Genomic DNA, 17613 nt, shown 5'->3' with positions numbered 1-17613 from the left:
ACGAGGATTGTGTTTTTTAAGGATGTGCTGGTGGCGCCACTTACGCCAGGCTCGTAGCAATTTAGGGCTAAGCTGGTATATGTCGATAGCCTGAACGTCGGTCAATAGGTCCTCAGCCAGCTCCCCGAGAATGTGGAGTTTTTCTGGGACGCTGAAGTAGCGATTTGCTGTTGAAAATAATAACTCATTCATAATCAATTATTTACAATGACTATGTGGAGCTATTTTAGGGTATAACCATTTTACCTATAATTAAGTTTATGTTAAGTTGTAAGGCGCTACTACCTAAACCCGGTATCCTGTAGGAAGGTAAAGGCCTCCTCTTTCCCAACCCATCATGAATAATTTAATATTCAGTTCTTGCAGTGTGTAGAGAACAACATCGTTATTTCGCGTTTCCAGCATTACCCCTTCGGTGGTTTCTTCGGGACAAAAAGAAGACTTTCCCTATTTCTGCCAAAGTTCTCCTTTGGGGGTCGAGAGAACTAAAGGGTACTTGAATGTATAAGTTCCAAGTGGACATCAAAAATCAAGCTAGAAAAGATTCAAATGGAGGAAAAAAATGTTCTAATAACCGGAGCTACGGGGACCATCGGCAAATCGGTAATTCACCATCTGTTACGGCGTCGGCAAATAACCGCCGTTCAAATTATTGCGGCGGTAAGAAGCCTTAGTGAAGGACAGCAGGAACTGCAATCAGCGTCAGGCGACCTGGAGTTTCGTCACTTTGATTTTCTGGACGTATCAACCTATGACGGTGCGTTAGCAAATATTCACACCATGTTTCTATTGCGCCCGCCACAAATTACGGACATCAGTGGTGTTTTTCGCCCTCTCATCAAGCGGGCGGTGGCTCTTGGCGTACGCAAGATCGTATTCCTATCGGTCCAGGGAGCAGAAAGAAGCTCCATCATTCCCCACAACAAAATCGAGCGGGTAGTCAAAGAACAAGGCATACCCTACATCTTCCTGCGTCCCGGCTACTTCATGCAGAACCTGACGGGAGAGTTGCTGGAAGGAATCAAAAGCCACAATGAAATTTTCCTGCCGGGGGGAAACGCATGTTTTAACTGGGTAGATGCCGAAAACGTTAGCGAGGTAGCTGCAGTGCTGCTTAGTGATCTCGAAAACGAGAAGAACTTAGTTCTGGAAATAACCGGATCAGAACAACTTGCCTTTGATCAGGTAGCCACTCTATTGACGCGTACCCTTGGCCGGAAGATCACCTACCGAAAAGCCAGCGTCCTTGGTTTCCTGACCCAACGTATCCGGTCAGGCGTTCCTCCATCTAAAGCCGTGGTCGTTACCGCGCTGCACTATCTTCGTCGATTCGAAAAATCATCTGGATTATCTTCAGTATACAAAGAGGTGGCGGGTAAGCGCCCCACAACTCTGGCGGCCTTCCTCCACCACGAAAGAGAGGCTTTTACGTAAGCCGCCCAGGCATAATTCATAAGCAGTAGCCATTCTAAAATCAGAGCTACAGTAGCGGCAAAGACCAGTTAACCAAGCCTGGCCTGAGCACTAAGAAAGCATGGTTAAAATAAATAAAGATATTTTTATCTTTATTTATTGCTTTTGACCTATATTTGCATCCTAATTAAAGCTAGATGTTCTCAAAAACTTGTTCCTACGCACTTAAGATTATGATTTTTCTAGCGTCTGTAGACCGGAGAAAAGAGCGCGTGAGTGTAAAGGACATTGCAGATGGCATTGGTTCACCAAAGGCATTCACGGCAAAGGTTTTGCAGCAGCTTTCAAAGAGTAAGTTGATCAGGTCCATTCCAGGGCCTGGAGGCGGCTACTACCTCCCGGAAGATGCAGACTATAATTTAGTGGAGATTATGGCCGCGATCAATGAAGATCATGTGCTGACTGCCTGTGCGCTTGGCTTTGAAGAGTGTTCGTCTGCGAACCCCTGCCCCGTTCATCATCAGTTTGTTGCGGCGCGTGAGGAAATGAGGAAAACTTTTGACCGCATCACAATTTCGAGACTAAGCAAATCAGTAGAAGAGGGTAAAAGCAACTTACTCGAATAAAAAATTTACCCAAATTAAAGATAAAGAGATCCGTAAATCATTATTTTAACAAACTGCCGTCTTATTCTAATTTATCGACTTAGCCCAACGGCTAACAGTACCACCAGGGATTCCAACATTCATGACAACATCAACGAAAATATCCGCAACTACGAAACCTGGCCAACGGTGGTTTGCCGTCGGTCTCAGTTGTTTCTGGGTGGCCACCATATTTGGTTGCCTGATGCGATTTTCCTGGATAGAGGAGTTGCCGGGACTGTCGTATAAGCATTTACTGCACGCGCACTCCCACCTGGCCTTACTGGGCTGGGCGTTTATGATTGTAAGTGGCGGTTTTCTCTTTCTTTTGTTACCCGGTTCACTACGCAATTCATCAATGTACCGTTGGGTCTTCGGCCTCAATACTGTGGCAGCCATTGGGATGGGGTTTGGGTTCGTCTACCAAGGCTACGGTGCCATAAGCATTGGTTTTTGCACCGTTCACCTGGTTGCCGCCTACCTCTTCGGATACCAATACCTGAAGGATCTGAAGACCACAGAGGATACAAGTTATCGCCGGCTTGCCCGCTGGGCCATTTACTGGCTATTCGTTTCAACATTAGGCCTGTGGGCTATTGGTCCGATAAAATCCATACTAGGCCAGCTTCATCCGCTCTACTTTGCCAGCATTCAGTTTTTCCTGCATTTCCAGTTCAACGGTTGGCTTACCTACGGAATGCTGGCCTTACTACTCCATTGGTTAAGCAGGGAAGGCAAACCCGTAACCCTGCCCTCTTATCTATTCTGGGGACTACAAGCTTCTCTCCTGCTAACCTATGCACTCAGTGTGAGCTGGAGTACACCGCTTTCGGTTGTCTTCTACTTAAACTCAGCGGGAGTGGTGATACAGCTAGCGGTGTTCGTCTTGATCTGGCAGCTGGCTGCTCCGGTCATTCGAACGAAGTCAAAGCGTAGCCGACAGGTGGCCATTTTGCTTTGGGTGGGTCTGGCTTCGCTCGCCGCAAAGATCATTGTCCAAAGCGCGGTAGCGATACCAGCAGTGGCTAAAATATCCTACACCATCCACAATTTCGTCATTGGGTTTATTCACCTGACGATGATCGGATCCATTAGTCTGGTGGTCATTGCCTTGCTGCTGGAGGCCAGACTATTCCCAGATAGTAAAACGGCAAACGTCGGCTACGTCTTCTTTCTGCTGGGCTTCATCTCTACTGAGTTTTTACTCTTTGGGCAGGGATGTCTACTCTGGATGGGGTGGGGCTATTTACCCAACTATTACGAACTAATCTTCGGTTGTTCGCTGCTATTTCCACTGGCGACAACCATGATGCTAACGGCTTTTTGGCGAACGCGGCAAACGACCGTAGTTCCAATTTGAATAATAATAAACTAATCAACTATGCGAATTCACTTTTTTCTTCGTGCACTTACGGTACTGTCCCTGACATGCTGGTTGGCGGTGGGCTGTACCGGCAGTGAGGGGGGCTCCTCCCAAACTTCCTCTGCACCTGCGGCCGCGCCTTCACCTCCTGCCAGCCCTAAGGGCATAGGTGAAGTAAAAAACGTCACTCTTACTGATCCGCTTGAGGAGAGTATGCTTGTGAGCGGCAAGGCCATTTATGACATGAAATGCTCCGGATGCCACAAACTTACCGATCAGCGGGTGGTTGGGCCGGGATGGGCCGGAGTAACCAACAGGCGGCGGCCGGAATGGGTCATGAATATGGTTACCAACGTCGATGTCATGCTCGATGAAGATCCGGTCGCTCAGAAAATGCTGGAAGAATGTCTTACCAGAATGCCGAACCAGCGAGTCTCCATCGGAGATGCCCGGGCCTTGCTTGAATTTATGCGCAAGAACGACATGGAACAGGTTGGTAGTAAGGACGAAGCCACCAAATAATCGAATCAAATAAAAAGAAAATGAAAAACTCCCTCTTTACCTCAAGCTTGGTCTTGCTGTTCGTAATGGCCATATTACTAGCGGGTTGTACCCAGCAAAATGCCGCCACAGTTGTGGAAGGTAATGCGGCCGAACAAGCCTACGTTGCTCCCGGAGAGTACGACGAATTCTACGCTTTTATGTCCGGTGGTTTCAGCGGACAAATCACCGCTTACGGTCTTCCTTCAGGGCGACTCCTCAAGGAAATCCCAGTTTTCTCCCTGTGCCCGGAGAATGGATATGGTTTCAGCGAGGAATCAAAGCCGATGTTTAACACCTCCTACGGCTCCGTGCCCTGGGATGACTCTCACCACATCGAACTGTCGCAAACCGATGGAGAATTTGATGGCCGGTGGTTGTTCGTTAATGGCAACAATACGCCAAGAATTGCACGGATTGATCTGACGACCTTCGAAACAGTGGAGATCATCGAAATTCCTGACGTTGCTGGTCTGCACTGTGCGCCTTTCATTACCGAAAACAGCGAATACCTGGTTAGCGGTACCCGCTTCAGTGTACCTATTCCGCAGGCGGACGTTCCGATTGCATCGTTTAAGGAAAACTTCAAGGGCCTTATCAACTACGTTGCCGTAGCTCCCGAAACGGGAGAGATGAGCCTGGCCTTCCAAATCGAGATGCCCGGTTTCAACTATGACCTGGCCCGTAACGGCAAAGGAAAATCACACGGTTGGAGTTTCCTGACGACCTACAACTCGGAACAGGCTTACACTCTGCTGGAAGTGAATGCTTCGCAGAAAGACAAGGATTTGCTCGCCATCGTCAATTGGAAAAAAGCAGAAGAGTACTACAAAGCGGGACGCGGCAAACAACGCGCTACGTCTTACTACCACAACTTAATAGACGAGAACTCCGGGATTGCAGCTTCGACTGAGATGAAGACGACGACAATCCTGAACCCGATGGAACTACCCGGTATGGTTTACTTCATTCCGGTACCAAAATCTCCACACGGCTGTGACGTTGACCCTACCGGAGAATACATAGTAGGAAACGGTAAGCTCTCGGCTGACATGTCGATTTACTCCTTCGATAAGTTGATGGCGGCCATCGAGGCCAAGAACTTTGACGGGGACATTAAAGGTATTCCGGTACTCAATTACGAAGCGGGACTACACGGTATTCTCAAAAAGCCGGGCCTGGGCCCACTCCACACGGAGTTTGACGGAAAAGGTAGTGCCTACACAACCTTCTTTATTTCTTCGGAAGTTGTAAAATGGGATGTTGAAAAGCTGGAAATCCTTGATCGTCAATCGACTTTCTACTCTCCTGGGCACTTGGTTATTCCTGGCGGCGAGACGAAAAAGCCCTTTGGAAAATACTTGGTAGCCATGAACAAGATCACGAAAGACCGTTACCTGCCCACTGGTCCTGAACTTGCGCATAGTGCTCAACTTTTCGACATTAGTGGAGATAAAATGAAGCTTATTCTGGATTTCCCCACCAAGGGAGAGCCACATTACGCACAAGCACTTCCCGCCAGCCTGGTACAACCTAATACGAAGAAGTTCTACCCCATCGAGAACAACACCCACCCCTACGCAGCACTGGGAGAAGGTCAGGCTAAAGTAGTGAAGACAGGTAATGAAGTACATGTTTACATGACGGCCATTCGTAGCCATCTGGCTCCGGACAATATTGAAGGAATTAATATGGGAGATGTGGTATACTTCCACCTTACCAACCTTGAACAAGACTGGGACGTTCCTCACGGTTTTGCTATTCAGGGAGCGAATAATGCCGAGTTACTCGTTATGCCGGGGCAAACCAAGACACTCAAATGGGAGCCCGTACGGCCCGGCGTATTTGCCTTCTACTGCACCGACTTCTGTAGTGCACTCCACCAGGAAATGTCTGGATACGTTCGGGTATCTCCCAAAGGATCAGACGTGAAGCTAATGTGGGGCCTCAACAATGAGAACAAAGACGAGGAAACGCTGCGTGAGATGATCAAGTAGTAAACTTGCTTCCAATTTTTAACTTCTCCCGCCTGCTCCGGTAGGCGGGAGAAAACTTTCAACTATGCTATCGCTAACCAACAGCTCACGATCCCGCTGGATCATGGGACTTAGCTTGCTTTTACTATCAGGGGTCTTTCTTTTTCCTTTGTGGCAAATAACTTTGGAAGCGGCTCAGTTTCCAGGCGGCTTGCGCTTGAATATCTGGATTAATCAATTCTCCGGAGATGAGGGAGGTGGGGACATCATCAAAAACATCAATATCCTGAACCACTACATCGGGATGCAGTACATTGAACCGGACTCCATTCCTGAGCTCAAATACTTCCCGCTTGTTGTTTGGGGAATGTTCGGACTGGGGCTGGTCAGTATCCTGATTAACCGCCGCTGGGCTTACCTGACCTGGGGGATAATAATGGGCGTCCTCTGCCTACTTGGTGTCTACGACTTCTACCTCTGGTTATACGATTACGGACACAACCTGGACCCAACGGCTCCCATCAAAATTGAGGACATGGTGTATATGCCACCACTTTTCGGAGAGAAGGACCTGCTTAATTTCTACGTAAAGTCATACCCTCGCCTGGGAACAATTTTCATTGGTACCGCCCTGGCCTTATCCTTTGTCGCCGGCTGGTTGGGAAAAACTAAAGAATCATGAAAAATCAAATTTTCAACGGATTATTGCTACTGCTTTTAACCACCATTTTTTGCACCTGCGGCCCCGCCCATCCAGAACCCATTGTTTACGGAAAAGACCAGTGCGCCTTTTGCAGAATGGCCATTGTTGATGTAAATTTTGGTGCTGAGTTGGTTACAAAGAAAGGGCGCGTTATGAAATACGATGCCGCAGAATGTATGGCTAATCAACTCTCAAAAGAAGCCATTGATTTCCAACAACTCTATGCCGTCCCTTACGATCAACCGGCCACTTTGTGGCCGGTTGATTCCCTCTCTTTCGTGATCGACGATGCTTTCCGCAGCCCCATGGGTGCCAATTTGGTTGCGTTCACCCCGTACGGTGCCCTACCCTACCAGGATGTTTCCCTTGATTGGACGGCCGTAACGCAAAGGCTGTTCGAATGAAGAACCTATTCCTTTTCATCCTCCTTGGCCTAAGCTGCGGGATGCCCACCCAACTGCTTTCTGCCAAATGGCACGTTGGTCCGGGAGGGGACTTCCTCACGATCGCTGCAGCCATTGCTGCAGCTGCACCTCACGATCACATAGTGGTCCACAACGGTCACTATTTCGAACGACAACTACTCATTGATAAACCGCTGCAATTGACCGCAGAGCCAGGGGCCGTTATCGATGCGAAAAATGAAGCCGAGGACATTTTCCTCATCACCTCAGACAGTGTCGAAATAAGCGGCTTTCTGCTACAAAACGTAGGTGTAAGTTTCCTCTATGAATGTGCGGCTATTCGCCTTCGTGGGGCCAATTATGCCAAACTTCAGGACAACCGGATCGAGGGCTGTTATTTCGGTATTTATCTGGAAAGAGTGAGCAATACCGACGTTGGTAACAACTACATCAAAAATTCATTCGCAGAGGAAGTGAATGCAGGAAACGCCATTCACGCCTGGAAGAGCAAGAAATTACATATTCACAACAACGTATTAACGGGCCACCGTGACGGGATCTATTTCGAATTCGTCGACGATAGCCTCATTGAATGCAACAACAGTTACGGCAACCTCCGCTATGGGCTGCACTTTATGTTTTCCAACCGCGACGCTTACCTCCGGAACATTTTCCGGGACAATGCGGCGGGGGTGGCCGTAATGTTCTCTCACAACATAGAAATGACCGCTAATGACTTTCTCCACAATTGGGGCGGCGCGTCCTACGGCTTACTGCTCAAAGAAATAAGCGACGGACAGATTCGGCAAAACCATTTTATCCGTAATACCGTCGGCATACTGGCAGAAGGTGCCAACCGCCTGGTGATGAGCGAGAACCAATTTACGCGCAACGGGACGGCAATTGACATAAAAGGAAACTGCCTAGACAATCAGATTACGGCTAATAATTTCCTGGCAAACACCTTCGAAGTTGTTACGAATTCCAAGCACAGCAACAACGAATTCAAGGCCAACTACTGGAGCGGTTACCTCGGGTACGACCTGGACCGCAACGGCGTGGGAGATGTCCCCTACCGGCCCGTCGATCTGTTTGCCAAAATAACCCACGAAATTCCCGCCGCGACCATGCTGTTGCACAGCAACATCATTGACCTTCTAGAAATTGGCGAAAAAACCTTTCCCCAGCTTATCCCTCTTGAACTCACTGACTCAATGCCGCGTATCCGGCCCTATTCTTATGATTGAGACGTTCCAACTTTCCAAATGTTATGGTAAACAGGAGGTATTGTCCGACCTGAATTTGCGCTGCGAAGCCGGGCAAAGTATTGCATTGATTGGCCCTAACGGTGCGGGAAAGACAACCCTGAGTAAAATTATCTTAGGGCAGGTAATTCCAACCAGCGGACGGGTCGAAGTAGATGGTGCAGATGTAAGCAAGGGGCCTGATTATCGGCGAGAACTGGGTTATATGCCACAGATAAGCCGTTTCCCCGCGCAAATGAAAACCCACCAGCTTTTTCGGCTTATGCGTCGCCTTCGCCCGGATGTAGCAGCTTCGAAATACGATACGGAGCTGTACGAAACACTGGAGATTGACCAGATGAACGATAAAGCACTGGGTGCACTCTCCGGAGGTATGCAGCAGCGGGTGAGTGCCGCGCTGGCCTTTTACTTCAACCCGCGGATACTAATCCTGGACGAACCAACGGCAGGGCTTGACCCACTGGCCAATGAAACGCTCAAAGCAAAAATCAGGAAGAGTTCGGAAGAGCAGCGGCTCATCATTACCACCTCGCACATCCTGAACGACCTCGAGGAAATATGTAACCACGTGATCTATCTGCTGGAGGGAAAAGTTCACTTTGCCGGATCCCTTGAGCAACTGCGGGAACGTACTAATGAGACCAAGCTGAATAAAATGGTCGTATCACTAATTAAAAGCAACCAGGCCCGTGTTCAATATCAGTAAAATCATCGTTCAGGACCTTTGGAAGAATAAGGCCGTGATCGCCTACGGAATCCTGATGCTCACTTTTGGCTGGGGCATATTTGCGATCGAATACCAGTCGGAAAAAGCTATTCTTAGCTTGCTGCGAGTCATTCTTTTCGTTCAGCCGCTAATTACCCTGCTTTTCGCGGGGATGTACTACTATAATTCTCAGGAATTCCTCTTGCTGCTGGCCGCTCAGCCGATAAAGCGAAAGACGCTTTTTCTTGGCGTTTTTGCCGGATTGTCCACCGTTTTTACCCTGATCTTTTTGCTGAGCATCGGCGTACCGGTTTTAGTTTTTTCACCTACCGTCGAGGGACTTGCCTTACTGCTTGCCGGAGGCTTGCTCATTTTCGTGTTCACGGCCATTGCCTTACTGGTCAGCGTTCATGTCAATGACAAGGCCAGGGGCATGGGTTTTGCCCTGTTGGTCTGGTCCTTCTTTGCCTTCATATATGACGGCTTACTGCTGCTTTTCATGTACCAGTTTGCGGAATATCCTATTGAGCGCCCCGTACTTGGCCTAACGTTTCTGAATCCAATTGACATTGCGCGCATTTTTGTCATCAGTAAAACGGAAGCCTCCGCGCTTTTGGGGCTTTCCGGGGCGGTATTCCAAAATTTTTTTGGCGCTTTGCAGGGGGCGATTGCAGCAATTTTCATGCTTCTGGTCTGGGCATCTCTTCCATTTGCGCTGGCTTACAGGAAGTTTGTGCGGAAAGACCTGTAGGCGGCAAAGACCAACCTCACTTCAGCTCCTTACCTACTACAAATGCGCGCACTCCGGCCCGGTAGGTATCGCTCACGGGTACCTTAGTACCCGCCACCAGTATGTCGTCACGCTCCACTTCCTCAATCCAGTTGACGCCGACGATGTAGGAGTGGTGGACTCGTAGAAAGTCGTTAGACGGTAGCACCTCCACGAGGTGCTTGAGGTTTTGCAGGGTCGTCACCTTGCGGTCCGGCGTATGGATACGCACGTAGTCCTTCATCCCTTCGATGTACTGGATATCGGAAAAACGAAGGCGTACGGCTTTGGTGCCATCTTTTACGAACAGGAAATCTTCATTGTTTTCGGGCGCGGCCGCCGGTGCACCAGGCGTTGAAGAAGCAGGGTTTGGGGCACCGTTGATTCGTGCGGTTATTTTCTCTACGCACTGCAAAAACCGCTCGAAGGTGATGGGCTTCAGCAGGTAGTCGGCTACGTCGAGTTCGTAGCCTTCGATGGCGTACTCCGAGTAGGCCGTTGTGAGGACGACAAGCGGTTTTCGTTTCATGATCTTCAACAGGCCGATACCGGTAATTTCCGGCATTTGGACATCGAGAAACAACAAATCTGGTTCGTTTTCCTGCAGAAAGGCCAGGGCATCAAGTGGATTTGATAACGCGGCCATCAGTTCCAGACTCGGGGTCTTGGCAACGTACTGTTCCAGGAGTTTACGCGCCATGGGCTCGTCTTCAACGATGAGGCAGGTGATGGTCATTGCAGGGTTATTTGCAGGTAAATCGCATATTCCTCCGTATCGTCTTTAACACTGAGCACATGCGTATTAGGATAACTAAGTTCGAGTCTTCTACGGACATTAGTCAGGCCGATACCGGATTTTTCGGTTACTGTTTTCTCTCCCTCCACAGCTTTACTGTTGCGCACCCTGAAATCGAGTTGCTTGCCATCCAGGTTCAGGTAGATGGTGATCCAACTTCTTCCGCCACCGTTACTGATGCCGTGTTTGAAGGCGTTCTCGAGGAAGGTGATGAGAATGAGGGGGACAATCCTTGCCCCTTCAACACTCCCTGTACCTACGGCCCCGCCCTCCGTCACTTCAAAAGCAATCGGCACGTCGTCATTAAGCCGGAGCTTCTCCAACTCAATGTAGTTCTCCATGTAGGCAATCTCTTTGCTCAACGAAACCGTGGGGTGGTTGCTGTCGTGCAACATGTAGCGCATCATGCCCGAGAGCTTGGCGATGACCTCCGGTGTCTGGGGCGATTGGTTGACTGCCAGGTAATAGAGATTGTTCAGGGTATTGAAAAGGAAATGTGGATTGACTTGCGCCCGCAGAAACCTCAGCTCGGAGGTTAATTGGCGATTTTCCGATTCCTTGCGCTCCGCCTCGTGCAGAAAGTAATCTTCCACAAAACGTAGCAGTCCTACAAAAACGACAATAAAGAGCGCGGTTATGATCACGCTAACCACGAAACGTGGAGAATGAGGCCAGGAGTCTGTGCCTACGAATGGCAAAAGAATGGCCTGCTTACCCTTCAAAAAAAGGTAGCTCAACAGCCCGAAAACCGGGAGAAAACGCAGCAGGTAGCGGCCCAGATTTTGGTCCTTCAGAAAGCGGGGTAGAAAGACGAAATAGTTGAGGTAGCTGATACTTAGCAGCCCGAAAATGTGAAAGGTAAAATCAGGTAGTAAGCGGGACCATTCCGGCTGCTCTCGCCGCCCGAAGGCGATCATATAGTAAAAAAAGGAAGCGTACACGAGCCAGAAGGCAAAGTGAAGCATCAATTTCCGATTCCGGGTGAGGAAGTTGCTCATTAATGATCAAAGATAGGTCAGGCAGCGGGCGTGTGCCCGCCGATCTACCGTTTACCTCATTTTCTCGACGGTTCAAGCTGGCAGAGTTGTCGCTGGCTTTTTTCAACCCAATGAAGGAAGTAGCTGATGGCTACCTCAAAGACGGACAGGTTTTCATCGACTCACTCTTTAATCCTGTTGAGCTGTCCGGGATTCTTAGCCAGGACGGGTTCATTGGTCATTAAGCGTTCGTATATGTGCCGTGTCACCTCATTCCAGCGTTCTCCCTCCGTCCAGATGGGCTCCTTCAAATCCGCTTCCCAGTTCCGCAACATCCTTTGCAAGCTATCGTGCAGTGGGCCGTCCCCTGCCGCAAACAGGTCCCTGTCCTCCTCCATCATTCCTGATGAGGTGCCGTAAACTACCTCCCCGAAATCATCCAGGTGAATGAGCTTGTGCGTACCGTGGCGGACGGTGGCCATTTCGTCTTTCCGCCAGAAGAGGGTCTGGTGGGCGTCCACTGTCCGATCGGCTCCCCGCAGAAGAGGCAAAAGGCTTACGCCGTCCAAATTGGGCGTTTGTTCTCCGCCGGCAGCATCGAGAGCGGTGGCGAATATATCGAGGGAAGAAATCATCCCGGTATGTTTGGCACCGGCTGGGACGTGTCCCGGCCAGCTGATGAGGAAGGGAACCCGGATGCCTCCTTCGAACTGGTTACCCTTCCAGCCCTTCAGCGGTCCGACGGAGCTGTTGTTATTGTGTGCTCCGCCGTTATCGCTCAGGAAAAAGATCAGCGTGTTATCGTAAGCACCGGTCTCCTTCAGAGTAGTGATCACCTGGCCGATGGCCCGGTCCATAGCGTAGACCATGGCCGCGTATATGGGGCGGTCGTGGTTCGGGTATCGTGCGAGGTCCTTCTCGGTAGCCTCCATGGGTGTATGTGGAGCGTTGAAGGCGAGGTAAGCAAAAAACGGACTTTGCTCCTGCGTCCGCGCCCGCACATATTTCACCGCCTGATTACCCAGCTCGTCCGTCAGGTACCCGGAAAAAGTTTGCGGCGTATGACCGTCCAGCAGCGCGTGAGGGTCCCCTACCCTGTCTTGTTTCTCAGAAGGGAAATAACTGCGGCCGCCGGCCAGAAAGCCGTAAAAATGGTCGAAGCCGTTGCGCAGGGGATGCTGATGAGCCATTTCTCCCAGGTGCCATTTGCCAAAGATGGCAGTATGATAATCCTGTGCCCTCAGTGCCTCGGCAATACTCACCTGGCTGGAATCGAAAGCGAGTGCCTGGTCAGGCTCCAGGTTACACTCGTGCCCAAAACGCTGCTGGTAGCTCCCGGTGAGCAAGCCCGCACGACTGGGACTGCAAACGCTGGCCGAGACGTATGCCTGGGTGAAGACCGTGCCGCCGGCAGCGAGCTGGTCCAGGTTGGGCGTCTCCAGGTCCGCCGCGCCCATGAAGCCGAAATCACCCCAACCGGCATCGTCCGCGAGGATGACGAGGATATTAGGATGGTCCGAACCGGGTTCTGGCGTTTTCCCATCGGCAGTACCGGCGTCGGGAGCAAAACAAGCGGAAAGGCCTAAGCATAAAAAGGATAGAAAGGCGATCAGCCATTTGCGGAAAAAAGTTAGCATAACTAAGGGTTTAGCACGAAAGTAGCGGGAGCTAATGTACTTACTCCCCTTCGGATTACTATCAGTCACTTCGTTCCCCAACTTCGCGAAACAAGGAGATTCCGCGATTTTGTCGAAGGGGATAAGCGACCAGGCCTTCGGGAAGAAAACGGACCGAAATACCAACCCGAAGCACAGACGCTTTAAGGTAAAGAAAGCTGAAAGAGCAATCCTGAAAATAATACATCACGGTTAGCTTACTTATCCTGGAGTCAGGGAAAAGCGGATACTATTTTTGAGCATCCTGCCAAAGTTTACCCTGTAGCTATTTCCGTTGCGGTCTTTAAAGGAATAATAGCGTGTTTTATTTACAGTCCTGATGCTAGAAGTGACATCTTTATTATTATGATAAAAGAAATACCGGGCGCCGACATCATCTGAGTTCAACTTGACCATAAAGTTGTTACCGTTAAAATTGAATACTTCTTCTGGGTGGAAGGCCCCCGTTAAACTTACCTGGGGACACTTTACGGCCGGCAGCTGAGCTTTCGTTAATTTTTCGATCTCTTTGTCTTTTGCTTTTAACAAAATTTCCAATCTCGTTATTTGATCGGTATATCTTTTACAGTCAGCTGGCGTACTAGTCACCTCCTTTTCGCATGCCGCCAATTGTTCCCGGCATTCGTTGAGGGCGCTCACGTTCTCTTCGGCTTCAGCTTCCAGATCGTTCAGTTCTTCGTTTAGCCTGTCTCTTTCTACCGTAACTACCTGAACGGCTACATCACAATCTGGCCTACTCACCAATTTATCTATTTCTAGATCTTTGCTTTCCAATTCTTTCTCTAATTGGGTGACCAGCAGGTCCTTCTCCTGCAGCTCAATTTTCAAGTTGCTCACTTCATCGCTATTGCCCTGAGTTGGTTCTGTCTCTATTGTCTCACACTCAATTTTGCTGATCTCATTAGATAGAAACGGGGCAACTGCCGCAAGGCTTATCCCGGAAACCATCATTAGTGAACTGAAAAAGCGAGACTTTCTTTTTAGTGCCCTTTGATAGGAGGTTACTTGTTCTGAAAATTTCATTTTCTGGGTATTTACATTTTGCGCTAATACTTAGGACTCTGGGTCTGAGTACTCTTGAAATTTCAGGAATGACTTTGTTCCTTTGAACTGCTTTATTTGAACGTTAATAAACCCGAGGGAAGAAACGACTAATGAGAGAAAGGCAAATAATGTAGCTGACAGTATGGTTTTCCCCCAGGGCGTAGGCATCACCTGGCTCATCAGGACTATTGTTGTGACCCCCACAATCAGAACAAAGGCCAGGCTGGCGAAGAGAATCAACTTAGAGCGCGAAAACTCGCTGATAACGTCCTTTAAAAAGTCCATCTGGAAATTGATTATCCGTTTTATCGGATGGTTTGACTTGTTGGCCACCGACTGGATATCCGTTTGTGAAAGCATCTCGATTAAATCAAGAGATATGTCTGCTACCCCTTGATTATACTTTTCGATGCCTAGCGCACCGGCGTGGAATCGCCCTTCCAGGCGTACAAACTTTCCTCGCAGGACCACTAGCTGGCTGGCGTACATTGGAAAGTACTTAATCGCTAATTCAAAGGCTTGGATAGTGTTTCCTTCAGAAACACTATCAGCGATTTCTTTTTTTTGTGCTTCCATTGTCTGTGTTTGTAGAAGAAAGACTTATTCCTCTTGAAAGGAAGGAGGCATTCAACTTGTTTTGTACTCCCCAATTTAAGCCTTCCGCACTGATTATCAACTAACAAGGTCATTTTATTTGACCACATCCGCGTTATAACTATAGTTAACCAGGAAGATTTTTAGCCCGTGGAAGCAATCTTTAGGCTGTCGTTTTTATGCTTCCGATTAGTTCTCAAATAATAATATTTTCCGGGCGCGGCCGCAGGTGCAGAGCAATGGACAAAAGAAGGAGCTGTTCCTCCCCGAACTGTCGATCAAAACACCCCAATGGTAGATTGGATAGTACAAAGGTTGAACCTAAAGGCAACAACCCTGATTTCACCATTAGAAATTAGTGCCAAATGAAACTACCGTACCTACTTACCCTGCTCTTCATCACCGTACTCTGCACCTGCGGCTTCGCCCAGAATACCATCACGGGCCGTGTAGTCGATAAAGGCAGTGGCCAGCCCATCGAATTCGCTACCGTTTTGGTCTCCGACGCGACGACCAAAGCCGGTATTGGCGGTACCACTACCGACCTGGCCGGAAATTTCACCCTAAAAACCGCCACGACTGAAGTGTACCTCGACATCAGCTTCATCGGTTTTGAAACCCGACGGCAAGAGGCGATTAGTTTCTCTGCGGGCCAGGCCGACCTTGGCCTGATCGAACTCGCCGCCACGGGCCAAACGCTGGAAGAAGTTACCGTCCGCGCCGAAAAATCTCAGACAGAATTCAAGCTGGACAAGCGGGTTTTCAACGTCGGCAAAGACCTGAGCAGCACTGGTGCCGGCGCCCTGGAGGTACTCAACAACGTACCCTCCGTCAATGTCACCATAGAAGGGCAGGTTCAGCTTCGCGGCAGTGGCGGTGTGCAGATTCTCATCAACGGCAAGCCCTCCGTTATCGCCAGCGAGCAGGGTAACCTGTTGGGGACCATCACGGCCGACATGATCGAAAGCGTGGAAGTTATTACCAATCCATCGGCCAAATACGACGCTGAGGGCACTGCGGGGATCATCAACATCGTCCTTAAAAAGGAGGAGCGCAAGGGCCTCAATGGGGCCATCTCGGTCAATACCGGTACGCCCGAAAACCACAGCGTGGGCCTGAGCCTGAACCGCCGGACCGACAAATTCAATCTCTTCAGTCAGTTGGGCGTCGGATATCGGGAGCAGCCCAACGAGGAGCGGGCGATTAACCAGGATAGGGTAAGTGGTAATACCGTATCGAGTGAGGGCACGGAATTCCGCAATGAATTTTACTACAACGCCGTACTAGGCACCGACTACCTCATCAACGAGCGGAACGTCATCACGCTTTCCGGTAATTTTTCCTACGAGATCGAAGACCAGCCCTCCCGCAACGACTTTACCTTGACCGATGCCGCTAATGAGATCCTTTCAACCTGGAAGCGCGAAGAGGAAACCGAGGCTACTAATCCCAAGTACCAGTTCGAGCTACAGTACAAGCGTGATTTTGAAGATCATAAAGACCACGACCTGATCTTCAGCGCCCTTGGCACCCTGTTTTCCAAGGACCAGTCTTCGGAATTCGCCAACACTACCCTCTCCGGCCTAGACCGCGACGGTCGGCAGCAAACGCGCACCAACTTCGGTCAGCAAGAGAATACTTTCAAGGTAGACTATACCCGGCCCGTCAACGAAAAAATGACCGTTGAAACCGGCGCACAGTACGTCACCAGCAACGTAAACAATGACTTTTCGGTGAGCAATTTTGACGGCACCAATTTCGTCGTCGACCCCGACCTCACCAACATTTTCAACTGGAACCAGAAGGTGCTCGCCTTCTACGGCACCGGAGCTTATCAGTTTGCTAATCTGGGCATTAAATTCGGTCTCCGCCTGGAAAATACTGACTTGGAAACCCTGCTGGAAACGACCAACGAGTCCAACGACCAGAACTACTCCAACCTCTTCCCCAGCGCCGCCAGTTCCTACAAAATTTCGGACGCCGTTTCGGTGCAGGCTAGTTACTCCCGTCGGATTTTCCGTCCCAGATTGTGGGACCTCAATCCGTTTTTCAACCCGCGCAACAACTTCAACATCCGCGCTGGCAACCCCAATCTCCAACCCGAATTCACAGATTCTTACGAGGTAACGAGCATCTTCATTCTGGGAGAAACCTCCTTCAACGTCGGAGCTTACCGTCGTTACACCACCGACGTGGTGGAGCGCATCACGATCTTTCAGGACAATGTAAGCATCACCACTCCGCGAAATATCGGCATCAACCGGACCACCGGGCTTGAGCTGAACTTCAAAACCATCCCCGCCAAATTCATGACCATTACCGGCGACCTGAACTACAACTTCTTCTCCCGCGAGGGTGAGCTGGAAGGTACTTCCTTTGACTTTTCGGCCGATCAGTATAGCGGCAAAATGACCACCAAGTTCAACCTGCCACTCGACTTCGACTTCGAGGTAACCGGTCAGTACCAATCTGCCTTCCAGACGGTACAAAGCGAGGTGAGTGAACAGTTATTTGCCGACCTGGGTCTGCGCAAAAAACTGTTTGGTGGTAAAGGAGCCGTTAGCTTCAGTGTTCGGGACCTCTTTGCTTCCAGAATTCAGGAAAGCGTGATTGACCAGGTGGAGGTTTATCAGTATAGCCGTCGGCTGCGTGGGCGCTTCATCACCCTGGGCTTCAGTTACGGGTTTGGCAAGGGAGAAACGATGGAGTACTCCGGGCAGCGGCGAAGGGGGTAATTCGATGG

General features: G+C 49.7%; 17 protein-coding genes. 11 read left to right on the top strand and 6 right to left on the bottom strand.

The window, feature by feature from the left end:
* Window positions 1-192 (bottom strand): hypothetical protein (locus B036_RS33730; RefSeq protein WP_026232218.1); only part of this gene is annotated, 192 nt, incomplete at its 3' end.
* A 357-nt stretch (window positions 193-549) separates the two neighbouring features.
* Between B036_RS33730 and B036_RS0121615 the strand changes: the two genes are divergently transcribed.
* From B036_RS0121615 to B036_RS0121570, 10 genes are all read left to right on the top strand, one after another.
* On the top strand, window positions 550-1434 hold the full coding sequence (locus B036_RS0121615) for an NmrA family NAD(P)-binding protein (RefSeq protein WP_020570828.1): 885 nt from the start codon (window positions 550-552) through the stop codon (window positions 1432-1434).
* A gap of 176 nt (window positions 1435-1610) precedes the next feature.
* Complete coding sequence (locus tag B036_RS0121610) at window positions 1611-2039, top strand: RrF2 family transcriptional regulator (protein WP_020570827.1); 429 nt, start codon at window positions 1611-1613, stop codon at window positions 2037-2039.
* A 121-nt stretch (window positions 2040-2160) separates the two neighbouring features.
* Window positions 2161-3417: a hypothetical protein gene (locus tag B036_RS32480; RefSeq protein ID WP_157472299.1), complete on the top strand. Its 1257-nt coding sequence runs from the start codon at window positions 2161-2163 to the stop codon at window positions 3415-3417.
* Window positions 3418-3438: 21 nt separating this feature from the next.
* Window positions 3439-3942 (top strand): c-type cytochrome, encoded by a 504-nt coding sequence (locus B036_RS32475; protein WP_052333988.1) that lies wholly within the window; start codon window positions 3439-3441, stop codon window positions 3940-3942.
* A gap of 20 nt (window positions 3943-3962) precedes the next feature.
* A complete protein-coding gene (gene nosZ, locus B036_RS0121595; RefSeq protein WP_052333987.1) occupies window positions 3963-5957 on the top strand; it encodes a Sec-dependent nitrous-oxide reductase in 1995 nt (664 codons plus the stop codon).
* 64 nt (window positions 5958-6021) lie between these two features.
* On the top strand, window positions 6022-6618 hold the full coding sequence (locus tag B036_RS0121590) for a hypothetical protein (RefSeq protein WP_044103458.1): 597 nt from the start codon (window positions 6022-6024) through the stop codon (window positions 6616-6618).
* Window positions 6615-7043 (top strand): hypothetical protein, encoded by a 429-nt coding sequence (locus B036_RS30495; protein ID WP_020570821.1) that lies wholly within the window; start codon window positions 6615-6617, stop codon window positions 7041-7043. The genes B036_RS0121590 and B036_RS30495 overlap by 4 nt, the downstream gene beginning before the upstream one ends.
* Complete coding sequence (gene nosD / locus B036_RS0121580) at window positions 7040-8290, top strand: nitrous oxide reductase family maturation protein NosD (RefSeq protein WP_020570820.1); 1251 nt, start codon at window positions 7040-7042, stop codon at window positions 8288-8290. Before B036_RS30495 ends, nosD begins: the two co-directional genes overlap by 4 nt.
* Before the next feature lie 40 nt (window positions 8291-8330).
* A complete protein-coding gene (locus B036_RS0121575) occupies window positions 8331-9014 on the top strand; it encodes an ABC transporter ATP-binding protein (protein WP_211217426.1) in 684 nt (227 codons plus the stop codon).
* A complete protein-coding gene (locus B036_RS0121570) occupies window positions 8998-9765 on the top strand; it encodes an ABC transporter permease subunit (protein WP_020570818.1) in 768 nt (255 codons plus the stop codon). The genes B036_RS0121575 and B036_RS0121570 overlap by 17 nt, the downstream gene beginning before the upstream one ends.
* 16 nt (window positions 9766-9781) lie before the next feature.
* Here B036_RS0121570 and B036_RS0121565 read toward each other — a convergent pair whose 3' ends face one another.
* The 5 genes from B036_RS0121565 to B036_RS0121540 form a co-directional block, all read right to left on the bottom strand.
* Entirely contained in the window at window positions 9782-10519 is a 738-nt protein-coding gene (locus tag B036_RS0121565) for a LytR/AlgR family response regulator transcription factor (protein WP_020570817.1), read from the bottom strand.
* Window positions 10516-11577, bottom strand: coding sequence for a sensor histidine kinase (locus B036_RS0121560; RefSeq protein ID WP_020570816.1), 1062 nt, complete (start codon window positions 11575-11577; stop codon window positions 10516-10518). The genes B036_RS0121565 and B036_RS0121560 overlap by 4 nt, the downstream gene beginning before the upstream one ends.
* A 161-nt stretch (window positions 11578-11738) precedes the next feature.
* Window positions 11739-13193 carry a sulfatase-like hydrolase/transferase gene (locus B036_RS0121555; protein WP_020570815.1) on the bottom strand — a complete coding sequence of 485 codons (1455 nt, stop codon included), beginning with the start codon at window positions 13191-13193 and terminating at the stop codon, window positions 11739-11741.
* 240 nt (window positions 13194-13433) lie between these two features.
* Window positions 13434-14255, bottom strand: coding sequence for a hypothetical protein (locus B036_RS0121545; RefSeq protein ID WP_157472297.1), 822 nt, complete (start codon window positions 14253-14255; stop codon window positions 13434-13436).
* A gap of 30 nt (window positions 14256-14285) precedes the next feature.
* On the bottom strand, window positions 14286-14852 hold the full coding sequence (locus B036_RS0121540; protein WP_020570812.1) for a hypothetical protein: 567 nt from the start codon (window positions 14850-14852) through the stop codon (window positions 14286-14288).
* Window positions 14853-15235: 383 nt separating this feature from the next.
* Here B036_RS0121540 and B036_RS0121535 point away from each other — a divergent pair, with 383 nt between their 5' ends.
* Window positions 15236-17605, top strand: coding sequence for a TonB-dependent receptor domain-containing protein (locus tag B036_RS0121535; RefSeq protein ID WP_020570811.1), 2370 nt, complete (start codon window positions 15236-15238; stop codon window positions 17603-17605).
* The last annotated feature ends 8 nt before the right edge of the window (window positions 17606-17613 follow it).

The sequence above is a fragment of the Neolewinella persica DSM 23188 genome (genome assembly GCF_000373105.1).
Taxonomy (GTDB): domain Bacteria; phylum Bacteroidota; class Bacteroidia; order Chitinophagales; family Saprospiraceae; genus Neolewinella; species Neolewinella persica.
This window is presented reverse-complemented; position numbering and strand designations above follow the sequence as displayed.